Source organism: Paraconexibacter sp. AEG42_29 (genome assembly GCF_040581415.1).
GTDB lineage: Bacteria > Actinomycetota > Thermoleophilia > Solirubrobacterales > Solirubrobacteraceae > Paraconexibacter.
Genome location: NZ_CP114014.1, coordinates 192946 through 206824, shown reverse-complemented (window position 1 = coordinate 206824; position 13879 = coordinate 192946). Strand labels below are relative to the sequence as shown.

Annotated in this window: 16 protein-coding genes; 13 read left to right on the top strand and 3 right to left on the bottom strand. The window is 66.6% G+C overall.

Annotated elements, in window-relative coordinates; all coding sequences use genetic code 11:
• Positions 1–25: 25 nt before the first annotated feature.
• From DSM112329_RS00985 to DSM112329_RS00940, 10 genes are all read left to right on the top strand, one after another.
• Positions 26–589 (top strand): hypothetical protein, encoded by a 564-nt coding sequence (locus DSM112329_RS00985; protein WP_354699938.1) that lies wholly within the window; start codon positions 26–28, stop codon positions 587–589.
• Entirely contained in the window at positions 589–1272 is a 684-nt protein-coding gene (locus DSM112329_RS00980; RefSeq protein ID WP_354699937.1) for a hypothetical protein, read from the top strand. Before DSM112329_RS00985 ends, DSM112329_RS00980 begins: the two co-directional genes overlap by 1 nt.
• A complete protein-coding gene (locus DSM112329_RS00975) occupies positions 1273–2208 on the top strand; it encodes a hypothetical protein (RefSeq protein ID WP_354699936.1) in 936 nt (311 codons plus the stop codon).
• A gap of 144 nt (positions 2209–2352) precedes the next feature.
• Positions 2353–3108: a hypothetical protein gene (locus DSM112329_RS00970; RefSeq protein ID WP_354699935.1), complete on the top strand. Its 756-nt coding sequence runs from the start codon at positions 2353–2355 to the stop codon at positions 3106–3108.
• Between the two features lie 70 nt (positions 3109–3178).
• Positions 3179–3787, top strand: coding sequence for a hypothetical protein (locus DSM112329_RS00965; protein WP_354699934.1), 609 nt, complete (start codon positions 3179–3181; stop codon positions 3785–3787).
• Between the two features lie 473 nt (positions 3788–4260).
• The gene (locus tag DSM112329_RS00960) at positions 4261–4563 is read left to right on the top strand and encodes a hypothetical protein (RefSeq protein ID WP_354699933.1); all 303 of its coding nucleotides are present in this window, start codon (positions 4261–4263) and stop codon (positions 4561–4563) included.
• A gap of 3 nt (positions 4564–4566) precedes the next feature.
• Positions 4567–5292 (top strand): hypothetical protein, encoded by a 726-nt coding sequence (locus DSM112329_RS00955; protein ID WP_354699932.1) that lies wholly within the window; start codon positions 4567–4569, stop codon positions 5290–5292.
• Positions 5289–6428 carry a Mov34/MPN/PAD-1 family protein gene (locus tag DSM112329_RS00950; protein WP_354699931.1) on the top strand — a complete coding sequence of 380 codons (1140 nt, stop codon included), beginning with the start codon at positions 5289–5291 and terminating at the stop codon, positions 6426–6428. The genes DSM112329_RS00955 and DSM112329_RS00950 overlap by 4 nt, the downstream gene beginning before the upstream one ends.
• Positions 6429–6777: 349 nt before the next feature.
• Positions 6778–8004: a ThiF family adenylyltransferase gene (locus tag DSM112329_RS00945; protein ID WP_354699930.1), complete on the top strand. Its 1227-nt coding sequence runs from the start codon at positions 6778–6780 to the stop codon at positions 8002–8004.
• A gap of 57 nt (positions 8005–8061) precedes the next feature.
• Complete coding sequence (locus DSM112329_RS00940) at positions 8062–8700, top strand: hypothetical protein (RefSeq protein WP_354699929.1); 639 nt, start codon at positions 8062–8064, stop codon at positions 8698–8700.
• Between the two features lie 56 nt (positions 8701–8756).
• Here DSM112329_RS00940 and DSM112329_RS00935 read toward each other — a convergent pair whose 3' ends face one another.
• Positions 8757–8984 (bottom strand): hypothetical protein, encoded by a 228-nt coding sequence (locus tag DSM112329_RS00935; RefSeq protein WP_354699928.1) that lies wholly within the window; start codon positions 8982–8984, stop codon positions 8757–8759.
• A 93-nt stretch (positions 8985–9077) separates the two neighbouring features.
• Between DSM112329_RS00935 and DSM112329_RS00930 the strand changes: the two genes are divergently transcribed.
• From DSM112329_RS00930 to DSM112329_RS00920, 3 genes are all read left to right on the top strand, one after another.
• Complete coding sequence (locus tag DSM112329_RS00930) at positions 9078–9737, top strand: alpha-ketoglutarate-dependent dioxygenase AlkB (protein ID WP_354699927.1); 660 nt, start codon at positions 9078–9080, stop codon at positions 9735–9737.
• A gap of 194 nt (positions 9738–9931) precedes the next feature.
• Complete coding sequence (locus tag DSM112329_RS00925; RefSeq protein WP_354699926.1) at positions 9932–10372, top strand: hypothetical protein; 441 nt, start codon at positions 9932–9934, stop codon at positions 10370–10372.
• A 92-nt stretch (positions 10373–10464) separates the two neighbouring features.
• Positions 10465–10731 (top strand): hypothetical protein, encoded by a 267-nt coding sequence (locus DSM112329_RS00920; protein ID WP_354699925.1) that lies wholly within the window; start codon positions 10465–10467, stop codon positions 10729–10731.
• A gap of 518 nt (positions 10732–11249) precedes the next feature.
• Here DSM112329_RS00920 and DSM112329_RS00915 read toward each other — a convergent pair.
• Together DSM112329_RS00915 and DSM112329_RS00910 are read right to left on the bottom strand one after the other, a co-directional pair.
• Positions 11250–12710, bottom strand: a complete 1461-nt coding sequence (locus DSM112329_RS00915; protein WP_354699924.1) for a hypothetical protein — start codon at positions 12708–12710, stop codon at positions 11250–11252.
• Positions 12710–13726 (bottom strand): hypothetical protein, encoded by a 1017-nt coding sequence (locus tag DSM112329_RS00910; RefSeq protein ID WP_354699923.1) that lies wholly within the window; start codon positions 13724–13726, stop codon positions 12710–12712. Before DSM112329_RS00910 ends, DSM112329_RS00915 begins: the two co-directional genes overlap by 1 nt.
• Between the last annotated feature and the right edge of the window lie 153 nt (positions 13727–13879).

Below are 13879 nucleotides of genomic sequence, written 5' to 3'. Positions count from 1 at the left end.
ACAGAGCATACGATCCTCGAGACTGATGACCGACAAGGACGCGTACGACATGCCGACGAGCCCGGACCCCGAGGAGGCCCTCGACACTGGGCAAACAGCCTGGCTCGCCGCGGCGCGTGAGGCTCTCGCTGCCGCCTTCGACATACCGAGCGAGAAGCTTCGAGTCGTCCATGTCCGCGAGGGCGCGACCACCGTGGTCCCGGTCGTGATCGACAGCAGTCCCAACGGCACGTTCTCCGGCACCTACGACCACATCATCGCCGCGCGGGAATCAGATCCGACGCACCTCACTGTCTGCGTCGCGGGCGAGAGGATCGACGTCCTCGTCGCCTCGACCGAAGCGGCTTATCGAGCGATGATGGAGGCCGCAGGGCGCCGCGGTGGCCCGTTGCCGGACAGCCTCGAACTGAGTCAGGTCAACGGCGAGCTCTGGACCGCCACGATGGTCCTCGGGAGCGGTCTCCAGGAGGACGGCCTGGTGCCCCTGATGAGCTCGAGTGGGGGAGCCGTCAACAAGGTCGGATTCTCGCCGAGTCGGGGCGGCCGCAGCATCCGGGTTCGTCCCGCCCTGCGTATCCCGAGCGACTGATGCAACCACTGGACGTCACGCGACGAGCAGGCCTGATCTTCCTGTCCTACCGGTTCTCCCAAGGGGCGATCGGCACCCAGAATCGGCTTCTCCTCCTACTGGAGGAACGTTGGGCGCCGACACTCTTCGCGCGCGAAGATCTCCCCGCGGTTCGTCGAGAGGTCCGGCGTCGTGTGGGCAGTTATTTCCTTAACGACCGTCTTCATCCGGCGATCGCTCTGCCATGGACCAACGGGAAGGCGGGCCCAGCCTCCAAGACCGAGGCCGTGGTCACGAACGAGCTTGCTGCCCTCTTCCGGCGGTTCGAGCATCGAGAGGAGCTGGTGCCCGCCTCTCCGGACCCCGTCGCTCTCGCCGGAAGCATCGTCTTCATGGACGATGGCTATCTCCGCCGTTCGCAGGGCCGTAACTCGAATAGCATCGAGCTGAGGATCATCCGCGAGTCCCGCGCCAGCGATCCGTGGCACAGCGTCTTCGTGGCACACGCACTTCTCGATCGTCCGACGGGCAGTCGAGAGTACGACCTGTTGTTCGGTCTCCTGGGAAGCGAAGAGGTGCTCGAGGCGCTGCCGACCGTCGATCGACGGATCCTCAGCCGCGTTATCGACCGCTACAACGAACGGCAGGACCTCCGCCCAGCGCATCGGGTCCGCCTGATGGGGACCCTCGAGGCTCTGGTATAGATGGCGAGCGACCGGCAGCAGTTCGACCTGGCGCTGCGTCGCTGGCATCGTCTGCACTCCGCGGGCCGATGGAGTGCCTCGTGGTTTGACGGCATCACCGCGGTCGTCACCTCCTCGTTCACGGACAATCCTCCCGATTCACCGGCGGCCCATCGGGAACTGGCGTCCTTCCGGGGCGAGGGCGAGGAGATCGCCAACCGCACCGATCTCGCCGGAGGCCGGCCTCTACTTCTGCTCGACCCCACCCGAGCGGATATAGATCGGGTCATTCAGGACGATGAAGTCGCCAATGTGTACTTCGTCGGCAACGGATCCCTATCGATGCTGTGGATGGCGGAAACGGACCGGTACGACTGGCAGGACGTGTCCAGCAATACGACCCACCTCAAACAGGGGTGGTGCTACCAGCGTCAATGCGGCGGCCTCACCCGGCGCCTGAACGTTCCGCTGGGACTGTTCATGCTCGCTCGGCCGACCAGGCTCGTGGCTGCGCTCGATGACGCCTTCGATCCACCGAGCCTCGATCACCCAGCCAACGAATGCATGACCGTCGTCATGGAAGGCCAGCACATGGTCTACGACACCTTCGTGGCCGGTAGAAGCGACTTCGGCCGTTTCCGACAGGCCGCCGGATTCGATCAGCAGACCTTCGTCGCCCGCCTGAGGCAGCTACGCGACGTCGCCGATAACAGGGCAGACGAAGCCGCCGCGACGTTGGCGCGAACGCTCATGGAGCGCTTCGCCTTCGACTCCACGGGCTTCGTGCGGAGCCACAGGCGGCTCATCGACTCGGCCTTGGCCGACAGCAGAAGCGCCACGGTCAGCGAGGTTGCACGACGGCTGGACGATGCGACCATGAACGCTGCGTACCTTCGGCGAGTCCCGCTTGACCAGACGACGCGATTACGCGCGGCGGATCTCGCCGCAGTCGTCTGACTGCCGCGACAGTGAGCGGCGGTCGCTGCCACCGACCTGCGATGGCCACCACAGCGTCCTGAACACGCCCGAACGTAACGTACGTACGTTCTGCTATCTGCCTACGAGCAGGTACGTATCTGCGTCGGTTGCTACCTTTGCAGAATGGCCGTAAAGCGAAAGCGTCTGACGAACGAGGAGCGCAAAGAGGAGTCCCGCAAGGGGCTGCTCGAGGCAGGAGCCGAGGGGCTCGAGAAGGCGCTCGCCGAGCGGTCCATCCGTGCGCTGCGCGTGCAGGATGTCTGCGCTGATGCCGGTTACTCGACGGGAGCGTTCTACGCGCACTGGGAGAGTGTCGAGGACTACCAGGAAGCGCTCAGCCGTCACCTGCTCAAGCTCGACACCGGCGGCATCGAACGGTCTGCGGCAGACCTGATGAAGGAAACCAAGAAGATCATCGACGAGAACGACGACCGACTGGCTGCAGTCAAGGGCGTCGCGGAGCAGGACTTCAAGGAGCTGGTCGATAACAAGCACTGGCCAGCCGTTGAGCGCTTTCTCGTCAACTGGGGGCGCGCGCATTACAAGAAAGAGGCTGCCGCCAGCTACAAGCTAGCCGACGCGTCGTCGGAGGCTGTCTATGGATACTTACTCGACCAAATGGGGCGGGAACCGCGTGAGCCATTCACGGATCTCAAACCGGTCGCGACGCTGCTCCTGGCGCTCATCGAAGGGCTCTGGGCACGACATAAGGTTGACCCGAAGGCCCTCGCGATAGACGGCGAGGGCAAATACAGCCTGTACTCCCTCGGTGTCGCGTCGCTGCTCGCCACCTTCACCAAGCCACGCGAGGGCGCCCCGGACGACCGCGATATCGATGACGTGCTCCGAGAGCTGCTCGCGTCCGAGACACATGTCTGATCCGCGCAAGAGGTCGCGTTCAGCTTGCTGCTCGGCCGATCGCCGGCTCGAAGCGACGTCGTAGGCGACGGTGATCACCCAGGCAGGACGGCTTGCTACCTTTGCCCCTGTGAGTCCGGTCGACGCAGAACTCGCGCGCATCACCACCGAGTTGGAGTCTCGTGGATTCGCGCAGACGTTCTTCGAGCGTCTCGATCTGACATACGACGAGACCGCGGCACAGCGGATCCGAGCGGCCTGCGAAGACAAGCCGTCGAGCAAGGCGGCGTTGGAGCTCACCGAGCTCGTCGACAAGGACGGGATCACGATCGTGCAGGACGAGGCCTGCATGGAGGACGGCCGAGACTTCGTCCGACCGATCGTCGACATCCTCTTCCGCGACAGCTCCCGTGCCCGCGAGAAGTGGTCGGCGTACGCCCTCAATTGCTACGAGACGGGTGGGCACTTCGGCGAGCACCGCGACTCCATCGGCGCCACGGTCCTCATCGTGAGCGTCACCGGACACCGCGAGCTCTCCATAGGAGAGCAGCCGAAGGTCGAGCGCCTGACCATGCCGCCGGGATCGATCACGCTGCTGGATGCCGAGCACGACCCGGTGCACGCGGTTCGCTGCACCGAGGGGCCGAGCATCTCCGTCGTCTTGGACGTTCCAGACATGCTGCGCTCGTCGTACCGCTGAACAGACCGGCGGCACGCGTCTTCGGGACGCCGGCGCCGGTCGGTCTCATCTTCGGTTCGGGCGCACCGGGCGCGCACCCAGCGAGGTAAGCCCGCTTTAAGATCGTTCGTCGCGCGCCGGAGGGGCCGGCGCTGCGTGAGCCGTCGGCGGAGAGGACTACGCCCCGCCCGCATCGCCTGGCCGGTTCAGGAGGCGATGCGACGGCGCCCCGCGGCGCCTCTCCGAACGTCGACCGGGTGATGAAGCCAGGAGTCAGGCGACCCCACGGACTCAGTCCGGGGCAGAGCTCCCGCGGCGACTAGTCCTAGCCCGCGGTCATGCATCGCGGGTCCGCCTCGACGGCTCCCACACAAGGGATCCAGCATGGTAGCACCCGCGTCGTACGGTCTATTTTCAGAAATCTATAGAACTATCCGTAGATAGTTGCTACAACTTAACAAGGAAGCATTCAACCACCGCGAGGAGCCGCCGTCATGGAGATGCAGAAGCTGGACCTGACTTTCCTTCACCCCACCAAGAGCGACGAGACCTTCAAGATGGCGGTCGCGCCGAAAGCGACGGCCCGCCAGTGCGTGACGCAGCTGCTCAAGGGCGACGACCACGGTGCGTGGCTCAAGCCGGAGGTCAACGGACGGCCGTACGAGTTGGTTCTCAGCCGGACCGAGACGCTGATGGATGCCGATCGACCGCTGTCGGATGCCGGCGTCAAAGCTGGCGACACGATCGCCGTCATGAGGCCCGGTCAGGGTGCGGAGCAGTCGTACCGGGGCCGTTGAAACATGCTCACCGATCAGAAGCTGCTGGCCGGACGTCGCAGGCTCGACTTCGACGTCAACAAGGCCATGGCGGACCGCTGCCCGCTGCTCGAGCTCGAGGCGTACGCGTCGAGCTCGGACCTGCAGGCGCGGCGCAACGAGATCACCGATCCTGCTCAGGGCCACCGAGCGTCGCACTATCGGGCGACGTTCAAGATCCCCACGTTGGTGGGGCCGGGCAAGTTCGTCGACGAGACGGTCATTCACATCGACGCGGAGGTCGCGGGGTATCCCCGTACACCCCCGGCGTCGTGGGTCCTGACCCAGACGCCGTACTCGCCGCACTTTCGGCAGGGCACGGTCGTCTGCATCGGCGAGATCTGGGATGCCCCCGACAGCGTGCTCATGGGGCACGTGATCCGCCATCACGCCAGGCTCCTGAACTGGCACGAGGTCGCGCGCGGTGGCGGGTACGCCGGCTGGAACGGGGCGGCCATCGCCTACCACCGCAAGACGTACGGCACACGACCGCTGAACGATGGACTCCAGTACCCCATGATCCCGGAGGACGTCGCGTACGGCATCGTCGAGGGCACGGCGACCGAGATCGAGGACGTCGATCTCTTTGGCGACGTCACGCGTCAGCAGCCGGTCGACGAGTCCGCCGACGACCTGTTCGAGACGGACGACCGTCCGACTGCGACGGACCTCGGCGACCTGTTCGCGACGGATGGGCGTGGTCCGCGATGAGCCATGAGGACACTGTCGAAGATCTCTTCGAGCTGGGCATCGAGCCACTGGGGAGGGAGACGTCTAAACACGTCGTCCTAAGTCGGCCCGATCGCAATCCCGATTTCTTCCGTTACGAGGGAGCGGGGAGCAACGGCGTCGTCTACGTGCACCGTGATGCGGCAGAGCAGATGCGCCTCATATCGCAGGCGGCCATGCCGAATGAGACGATCGGGATGCTGTGCGGGCGCCCGTGCACAGATGAGCACGGTGACTACACGCTGGTGCTGGCGGTCGAGCCGGCCCGGCCGGGCGAGTACGTCGGTACCCCGGGCACGGTGCGGATCTCCTCTGCGGGGCGTCTCGCCCTGCGCAGGCGGGCGGCTCAGCGGTGGCCGGGCTGGGAAGACGTGGGCTGGTTTCACACCCACCCACACGGAGCGCCGCGATTCAGCTCCGTCGATTTCGACGAGCAGGCGACGCTTCAGCCGCACCAGGTCGGCATCGTCGCTGCGGTCTCCTACTACCGCAATGACCGCGAGGACCCGCTCGGCGTCTACATCGGCCCCAACCGTGATCGTCTCGCTCGGGCGCATGCCCCAACACCGGTCCAGTACGACACCCCGGAGAGGGAGGTGGTGGTGCTCGAGGAGGAGGTCGTGCAGACCAAGTACTTCACCCCGGAACTGCTCAAGCAGCTCCGAGTCGGCGTCGGGGCGAGCGTCGCCATCCTGCTGCTCTCGCAGGCCTTGGCAGCGAACTGGGTCCGGGGGGTGGTCGATGATCGAGCGCTGCAGACGGCTGGCGCGGCAGTGACTCCGGCCACGGTGGCGGCGCCGGAACGGAAGACGGCCACACGTACCAAGACCGTGGTTCGATCCAGGCCGGCCCTAGTGACCGCGCGCCGCTGCGAGGCAGGCGGCCGAGTGCGGCTGGGCGTCCAGGTACCGCAGGCGTTTCGTGACGGACTCGCCGTCAGCGCGCTGAACCCGGCGATCGCGACGGTCAGCTACGACGTCGCGACGCGCTCGGTCGACGTGACGTGCCTGTCGCCGGGCACCACGGTGGTCCAGTTCCGTCACAGCGCCACCGGCGCCTCGGCATCGGTCGCTGTCGCCGTCAGGGCAGCTCCCCCGTCCTCGAGGTCCTCGCCATGACGCTCGCAGCGTGCCTCGCCGTGGGCCTCATCGCCCTCGTGGCGTGCTGGGGCGTCGTCGCGTGGCTCCGCGCAGACGACGGACCGACGGCCGCGCCGACACCGCCGGCGACGGGAGGACCTCAGGCCCCGGGTCTGTTCGCTGTCACCGGCCGGAAGACGTTCGACGCGCTCGATCCCGTCGCCGGATTCCCCGAACCTCCTCGCGGACCCCGAGAGCGTGGCGGCATCGATCTCACCCCTCCTGACGTCGAAGGACGTGTACGCAATCCCAACGCGCCGTGCTGGATATGCGGCAAGAAGAAGACCACACCCGGACACCAGTGCAGCAGTTGAAAGGCGATGACGAGATGAACACGACGACCACGTCTGACAACGGCCGCTTCTCCCGTGAGATCCTGGCCGGCTACGACCCAGAAAAGATGCAGGGGGCGACGATCCTCCTCGTCGGAGCCGGTGCGTTAGCGCAGTCGCTGCTCCCGAACCTCGTCCTGCCCGGCATCGGCGAGATCCGCCTGTGCGACTTCGACTTCTTCGAGCCGCACAATCGCGGTCGCAGCATCTACTTCCCGACTGACGACGAGGCGTCGACCCTAGGGCTGATGAAGGCGAAGGTGGTGGCTCACAAGGTCCGCACCCAGATGCTGGCCGAGAACCCGATCATGCACTACGCGCTCGTCCCGATCCAACAGCTCGGATTCGGGGCGTTCACCGGTGTAGACGTTGTTGTCTCCGCCGTCGACAACCCGCGGGCCCGCGCCTACCTCAGCGACGTCTGCCGCTATCTCGGCATCACGTTGATCGAGGGCGGGTTCGATGGGCCGGCCATCGCGATGTCCTGCTTCCCGGGAGTGTCCGCAGAGGCCGCGACAGACGAACCCTGCTACCGCTGCAGCAACCCCCACCTGGCCGGGACGTTCTCATGCCAGCGGTACGCTGCGGAAGCGGCCAAGAAGGGAATCATCGCGGCCATCCAGCCGGCGTCGGCGACGCTGGGGGGGATGATGGCCGAGGCGGCGATCCAGGCCGTCCACGGCGAGACCCCCACCGGCTTCAAGCGCACCACGCTCAACGTCCGCACGGGGGACCACCGCCAGTACCGCCTGACACGAGCGCTCAAGTGCCCCGGGATCCACGCTCGCCTGGCCGACGAGCCCATCCAACTTCAGCTCGGAGCCGGTGATCCCCTCAGCGCGCTGATCGCGGCCGTCCAGAGCCACCTCGGCGCTGGCGCCGAGATCGACCTCGGCGAACCGCTCATCGTCGAGGCCTACTGCATGAGCTGCGGCGACGTGGTGACCGTCGAGTCCCCGGAATGGGCGTACGACATGCGGCCCCGCTGCCGGGCCAAGCCGTGCGGAGGGGCCTGGGTCTCGAAGGGGCGACCCGTGGAGGGACACACCCCGCTGAAGCCCATCCGCCTCGACGCGCGAACCGATCAGCGGATCCTGGACCTGACCTGCGCGAAGGCCGGCTTCACGTCGATGAACCTGGTCCACGCCTTCCAGCCGACCACCGGCGAAGGTGCGGTACTGCGTATGTCCGGCGGGCTCGCCGACCTGTTCGACGAGGTGTAGGTGTCCGTGCTGTTCACACCTGAGCCCGGCCGAGTCACCCGCGGACGGACACCGGTAGTGGACGATGAACTGTTCAGCGTGCCCGTCGACGCCCGCCGACGTCCTCGGCGATCGTCTGAGATCAACGGTCCCGCGAACACCCGTCTGCTGCTGGTGGGCATCGCCCTCGCCGCGCTCATCGTCGTGGTCGTGGGAGGCGGCGGGTCTCCCCGGCCGGTCTCCGCAGGCGCCGCCGCCGGAGGGCCCAGTAGGACATTCAGCATCGAGCCCGGACCCAGCAACTCGACCTCTCAGGTCCGGCGAGCGATCGCGCTCTGGAACCGCGCCGGCGCCGCGGTGCGCCTTACCCTCGAGACTCGCCGCGGCGCGACACGGGTGCGCATCGGACCCGACCGGGACCTGCCCGGGAACGTCGTCGGCATCGCGCGCGTGTCGTGTCGCACGCCGTGCCGACCATCGTCAGCCGGAACCATCAACCTCTCGTCGAGAACCGACTACAACCGCGAGCTTGCTCTGCTTCATGAGCTCGGCCATACGCTCGGCCTGACGCACTCACCGGCCAATCTCGGCTCATCCTGCTCGGTGATGGCGGAGCAAGACAGGAGCTGTCTGAGCAAACGACCTGAGTCGCTCCCGTCGATGGATCGCAACGCGCTGATCGCACTCTGGGGCTCACGGCCACGCCCGCCGCGATGACCGCCGCCGCGCGAGACCTCCGTGCATCGAGTGGGAAGGCAGGGATCGCCGCGTGATCACCAACCACCAACGACGCTCGCCGCGGCGGTCAACAGCGCATCCGCGATGGCGTCGTGTTCCGCCGCAGCCGTGTCATCGCCGCGCTCACGCGCGGTGGCCGCGCGCCGCCTGAGTTTCAACGCATCGCACCACGCCTCATCGGCATCGAGCCAGGCGGCCAGCGGTCGAGCTCCGAGGGTAGAGGGCGCTGTCCATCCTGCTGCAGAAGGCACCTGTTCGGACATACCGAAACAATATCGTAAATATCTACATTGTAAAAGTAACGTATAGATGATTAGCTAAGTGACCTGTAACCGAGTGCCTATCGAGGAACCTCTGTGATCGATCTCGAACCGAAACAATGCGTCGTACTTGACGATGCTCACGCGATCCTGAAGGGGGAGCTGCCACCTTCGCTCTGCATCCCTTTAGGCGGTCCGGCCTTCGCCGGACTCTGGGCACTACGAACGTCCCGTCCTGTCATCAAGATCCATGGTCGCTGGATCCCGGTGCCGAGATGGCAGCAGGCATACGTCCGGGACTACGCGTTCTCCGGCCGGGTCTCGGCTGCGCTCGACCTGCCTCCCGTGCTTCAGCCGTTCGTCTCGTGGAGTCGAGATGTAATCGATCCCCGGCTCAACGGCGTGCTCGTGAACTGGTATGCGAGTCCGGGGGACGAGATCGACGATGGGGAGACCTCCAGCGCAGGTGACTACATCGGTCCTCACCGTGACAGCCGAGACGGACTCATCGTCGGCGCGCCGATCGTGACGATCAGCCTCGGCGGCCTTCGGACGTTCCGCCTGCGCCCCTACCGCGAGAAGGGGCCTGCGGTTGACGTGCCGCTTCACAACGGCGCTGTGGTCGTGGTGCCGTTCGACACCAACCTCGCGTACACGCACGAGGTTCCCCGGCCACGCTCGACTAAGGGCGAGGTTGGTCGTCGCATCTCGATCACCTTGCGAGCCTTCACCCGGCTGCCGGGCGCATCGACATAGACCCGACTGTCTGATGCCGTGCGCCGAGAGAATCAAGTGACAGACTTTCAGATTTAAGTAGCTTCTGCTAAGTATTGCTGTTACAGTCTTTATCTCCACCAACGGGATCAAGAAGAACGGATCGGCGGCTTGGCTCTCCGGAGCTGAGCTGTGAGGTCCTGAGAGCTTCGTCCTGCGAATGAAAGAGAGATGTCATGCCCGACCTGAGGAAGGTCACTGTCGACTGGGACGACGAGAATCGCCCCGTCATCACGGTTACGTACGCCGACGGGGAGACCGCCGGAACTGAGACAGACGTCGATGTCTGGCTCACCGCGCTGGCCGCGCAAGTCTCAGACAACGGAGCTCAGTACCTCACCGAGATGTTGAAGGCCAACGATGCGCGCGAGCACATCAGCATCCAGGATCTCGCGACGGAGATCGGCATCGAGAAAAAGGTTGTCGACGGCTGGAACCGGAACCTCGGTCGCTCGGTCAAGAAGGTGGTCCGCGAGGTCGGATTCCTGCGCGCCGACGCCGAGGATGGGACGGCCCAGTTGTTCGACTTCGTTTGGGACGACCCGAACAATCAGTGGCTTTACGCGGTGCCTGCCCGGTTCCGAGAGACGCTGAAGACCGGGCTCGAGAACCGCTGAACTCGGTGCGGTCCTCGTGCCGGCAGAGCGCCGGCGCGAGGACTGACCCTGGCGAGCGTCAAGATCCGCCGGCGCTCAACGACCTCCGGAACATGCGCGACACTTCTGAGATGGCCGAGGTCCTCGACGAACTGCGAAGCCGGATCCAGGCATACAACGCCACGTGCGACCTGATCAACGCCGGCCGCGCGATCGTAGGACCGACCGACGGCGAAGCTCCGCTGCTCGAGGCTGACCGACTCCGGGTCGTGGCGGCGCTCGCCGCATGCGAAGAAGCCGGCTACACGAGCGCCGAGCTCGACCTCGTCCTGGCCGAGGCGAACGCGTCGAGCGTCAGCCCGAGCCCGTCGGCGTCCTGATTGGGCGCTGGCCAGAAGGCGGGACGGACCACTGCCAAGTGGTGGGACTCTCGCTGCGTCTCACCGCGCACTCCGCCCAGCCCGATGCTCTAAATACTGGGACGTCATAAGAAACCTTATCAGGCACATACGCTCAGTCTGTGCGGCGATCTCCTTTTCGGTCTCGCAACATCATCGTCTTCCTCGTCCTGAGCGGCGGGCACGGTTGCGCCGGCGTCGTTCTCGGGTGGCGTCGCTGACGGAGACACGATCCAGACAAGTGACGGCATCCCAGCCGCCGCCGTGGCGGCTCCGGAGGGGAAACACAGACTCGCCGAGGGACAGGTAGGCGTCTGCGTCTCGTCGGGTGCGGCCTTCGAGCCATATCGGAGGTTGAGCGCTGTGCGTCATGACGGGCAGCATCGCAACCAGGTCGTGAGCGGCCCGGTCGATCTGGCTTCCAAGGCGCACCCGCTCGACGTACCGCTCCACGGCGTGCGCAGTGAAGCGCACGGAGCGGGTCTCGGCGTCCGGAAGGTTCAGATGCACAGTGGTGCCTCGGGGCTGCTGAGGGCCATGACCACGTCGTCCTGGCTGAGGGGCGCGACGCCGTAGGTCAGCTGGAAATCGCGAACGACATCGAGGCGGCGCTGATCGTCGCCGGTCTCAGTCGCGTCGCGGAGGTCCTCGAGCAGCATGTTGGTCCATCGCTCGTGTGCTTCGTGTTCAGCAGTGATCGCGTCAAGCTCGGCGATGCGATCGGCGGACTGTGCCTGGAGGTCGGCGGCCAGCTCCTCGAGAGCTTCGAGCTCGCTGCGGCGGCTGGCGCCTTCGGCGCGGAGCGTGGCGATCTTGGTGTAGACGCCGTCGGCCAGGACGGTCGCGACCACAGAGCCGATGAAGGCACCAAGGACCGGAACGGGAATCAGCGCCTGGCCGACGGCCGCTCCTGCGATCGCTCCGTAGTAGCCGGCGGCGGCGCCGACGGCAGCGCGGGCAGCAGCGTCCTCGAACTCATCCTTCGTGACCTCGCCGTTCAGGTAGCGGCGCCAGACAAGGGCGATGTCGACGGCGCACCCAGCCAAGGCGGCCGGACCTCCCCGCTTACCGAACTTCGCCAGGGCAGCGGCGCGTCGCGGAGCATCTTCAGCCGCGGCGCGGGCGGCAGTGCGGCAGGCGATGTGGATCGTCGCGCCGATTCCTCCCTTGACGCCGCCCTTTGCGGCCTCCCGTGCAGTCTGGGCGGCCGTGCGTGCGCAGGCCTCCGAGAGGCTGATGTCGCCACGCCTGACAGCGGCGAAGCTCTGCGCGCCCGCGGTGACCGCGCCAAGCGCGGCGGCACCGGCGGCGGCGTACGCGGCGGTGTGGCAGACCTCGCGGCCATACTCGGTCCGGCGCAGCTTGGCAGCGACGGAGTGCGGGTCGCGGGCGGCCTCGATTGCCTCGCTGCAGCTCACAGGGTCAGAGGCGATTCCGTCGTGGGAGACGCGGTCAGAGAGGTTCTCGTAGACGTCGAGCTGGCCGCGTTCCATCGGTCGCAGGGACGCACGGTCGACGATCTCGTCGTACTGATCTGAGCACGGGACGCGCTGCATGCCGGCGTACTTCTCGTGCTTCATCTCCCGGACCCAGCGGCCTGCATCCTGGTCGGTCTTGACTTGGACATCCCTGACGAGGACGCCGTCGCGCACCAAGCGGATGTCGGCGGGGGCGTGGCATTCGGCCAAGGTGGTCCACTCCGCGCGGATCGGATCGCCGGCCCGGGCGGCGGCGCGGTTGAACCGGGCCACGTGTAGGCCCTCGGCCCCGAGCCCCTTCGTGAAGGCCAGGGTCCGGGCCCCTTGCGAACTCATCTCCAGCACGATGTCGGCCGTGTCGGCGACGACCTGGTTGCTGGCGGTCACGACGCGGCCGCCCGCCGCGGTGGCGGCACCCGAAGCGACGGCGGTGTTCAGGCCGGGCACGACATCGGCCTGGTCGTTCGTCGAGGCGCGGGGCATCAGACAGCCGCCGCGTTCTCGCGGATGTCCAGGAACGACAGGGTGGTGCAACGGGCAGCGGTGAGCGCCTTCGGGCTCTCCGGGGCGGGGCTCCCGTCTTCGGTGATCAGCGGCGTCTCGATCAGGGCCTTCAGCGTGCGGGCGATCTCGACGGTGAGATGCAGGTCGTGGAGCTCGGCCGGCGTGAGGTCCTCGAGGCGGCGGCCGGAGCGGGCGATCTCGACAATTCGGCGCACGCCGGGCATCAGCATCCCGCGGAGCTCGAGCGCGGTCGTGTTGAAGGACCGGGCGCGCCGGGCGATCAACTGCGCGGCACGGCCGGCGACAAGGAGATCGGCGCAGGCGATGTCGACCTTGGCGCTGTGCGCGCGGGCGTGATCGAGCGCCTTGCCGGCCTTGGCGTGCAGGAGGAACCCGCCGACCGCAAGCGCCGGGCCGAGGACGATCCCGCCGAGCACCGCGGTCCCGCCGGCCACGCCTGCACCACCGGCGCTCAGGGCGCCGCCACCGAACCACGCCATGAGGCCGTTGCTGAACGCGGCGCCGCTCAGCGCGGCCAGTGGCGTACCGGCCGCGGTCGCGCCGAAAGCGCCGACCGCCCCGATCGACGCGAAGCAGGCCGCGGCGCCCGCTCCGGCGCCGGCGATGCTCGCACGGACAGCGTCCACGGCGGTGAAGTCGATCTCGTGCAAGCCAAGCGCTTCGAGCTGTGAGAGCAGGTCCAGATCGATGTCGTTCGCCTTCGCGGCCTTCACGTGTCCCAGCCGGCGCAGCGCGTTGCGCAGCGTCCGCAGCTCGGTGTCGTACACGTCCAGGCGGGTGGCGCCGTAGGCAGCCAGACGGTCGCTGGCGACATCGACGACCTGCTCGAACGTCGCGCGGGCTTCGGCGTACCGCGCGTCGGCTTCCTCGCCGATTCGGGCTGCCTCACGGAGCTTCCCGCCGGCGTCGATGCCGGCGATCAGCCCGGAGGCACCGGCGAGGACGAGGGGAGCAACAAGCAGAGGAAGGGGCATTGGTGAGTCCTTTGGTCGGTTTGAGAGTCGGTCGACTCTCGACGCACCCCAAGATACAGATTCTAGTCTGCAATCACAAGCGAAGAGTAAAAAAAGAATCGTAGATCACGTCCAATTTGTTAGACTGCGATCGTGTACTTTCGAGCCAGAGGT

What these genes read in the sequence shown, in the direction of transcription:
- DSM112329_RS00985 (WP_354699938.1), top strand. Translation starts at nt 26, where the DNA reads ATGACCGACAAGGACGCGTACGACATGCCGACGAGCCCGGACCCCGAG.
- DSM112329_RS00980 (WP_354699937.1), top strand. Translation starts at nt 589, where the DNA reads ATGCAACCACTGGACGTCACGCGACGAGCAGGCCTGATCTTCCTGTCC.
- DSM112329_RS00975 (WP_354699936.1), top strand. Translation starts at nt 1,273, where the DNA reads ATGGCGAGCGACCGGCAGCAGTTCGACCTGGCGCTGCGTCGCTGGCAT.
- DSM112329_RS00970 (WP_354699935.1), top strand. Translation starts at nt 2,353, where the DNA reads ATGGCCGTAAAGCGAAAGCGTCTGACGAACGAGGAGCGCAAAGAGGAG.
- DSM112329_RS00960 (WP_354699933.1), top strand. Translation starts at nt 4,261, where the DNA reads ATGGAGATGCAGAAGCTGGACCTGACTTTCCTTCACCCCACCAAGAGC.
- DSM112329_RS00955 (WP_354699932.1), top strand. Translation starts at nt 4,567, where the DNA reads ATGCTCACCGATCAGAAGCTGCTGGCCGGACGTCGCAGGCTCGACTTC.
- DSM112329_RS00950 (WP_354699931.1), top strand. Translation starts at nt 5,289, where the DNA reads ATGAGCCATGAGGACACTGTCGAAGATCTCTTCGAGCTGGGCATCGAG.
- DSM112329_RS00945 (WP_354699930.1), top strand. Translation starts at nt 6,778, where the DNA reads ATGAACACGACGACCACGTCTGACAACGGCCGCTTCTCCCGTGAGATC.
- DSM112329_RS00935 (WP_354699928.1), bottom strand. Translation starts at nt 8,984, where the DNA reads ATGTCCGAACAGGTGCCTTCTGCAGCAGGATGGACAGCGCCCTCTACC.
- DSM112329_RS00925 (WP_354699926.1), top strand. Translation starts at nt 9,932, where the DNA reads ATGCCCGACCTGAGGAAGGTCACTGTCGACTGGGACGACGAGAATCGC.
- DSM112329_RS00920 (WP_354699925.1), top strand. Translation starts at nt 10,465, where the DNA reads ATGCGCGACACTTCTGAGATGGCCGAGGTCCTCGACGAACTGCGAAGC.
- DSM112329_RS00915 (WP_354699924.1), bottom strand. Translation starts at nt 12,710, where the DNA reads ATGCCCCGCGCCTCGACGAACGACCAGGCCGATGTCGTGCCCGGCCTG.
- DSM112329_RS00910 (WP_354699923.1), bottom strand. Translation starts at nt 13,726, where the DNA reads ATGCCCCTTCCTCTGCTTGTTGCTCCCCTCGTCCTCGCCGGTGCCTCC.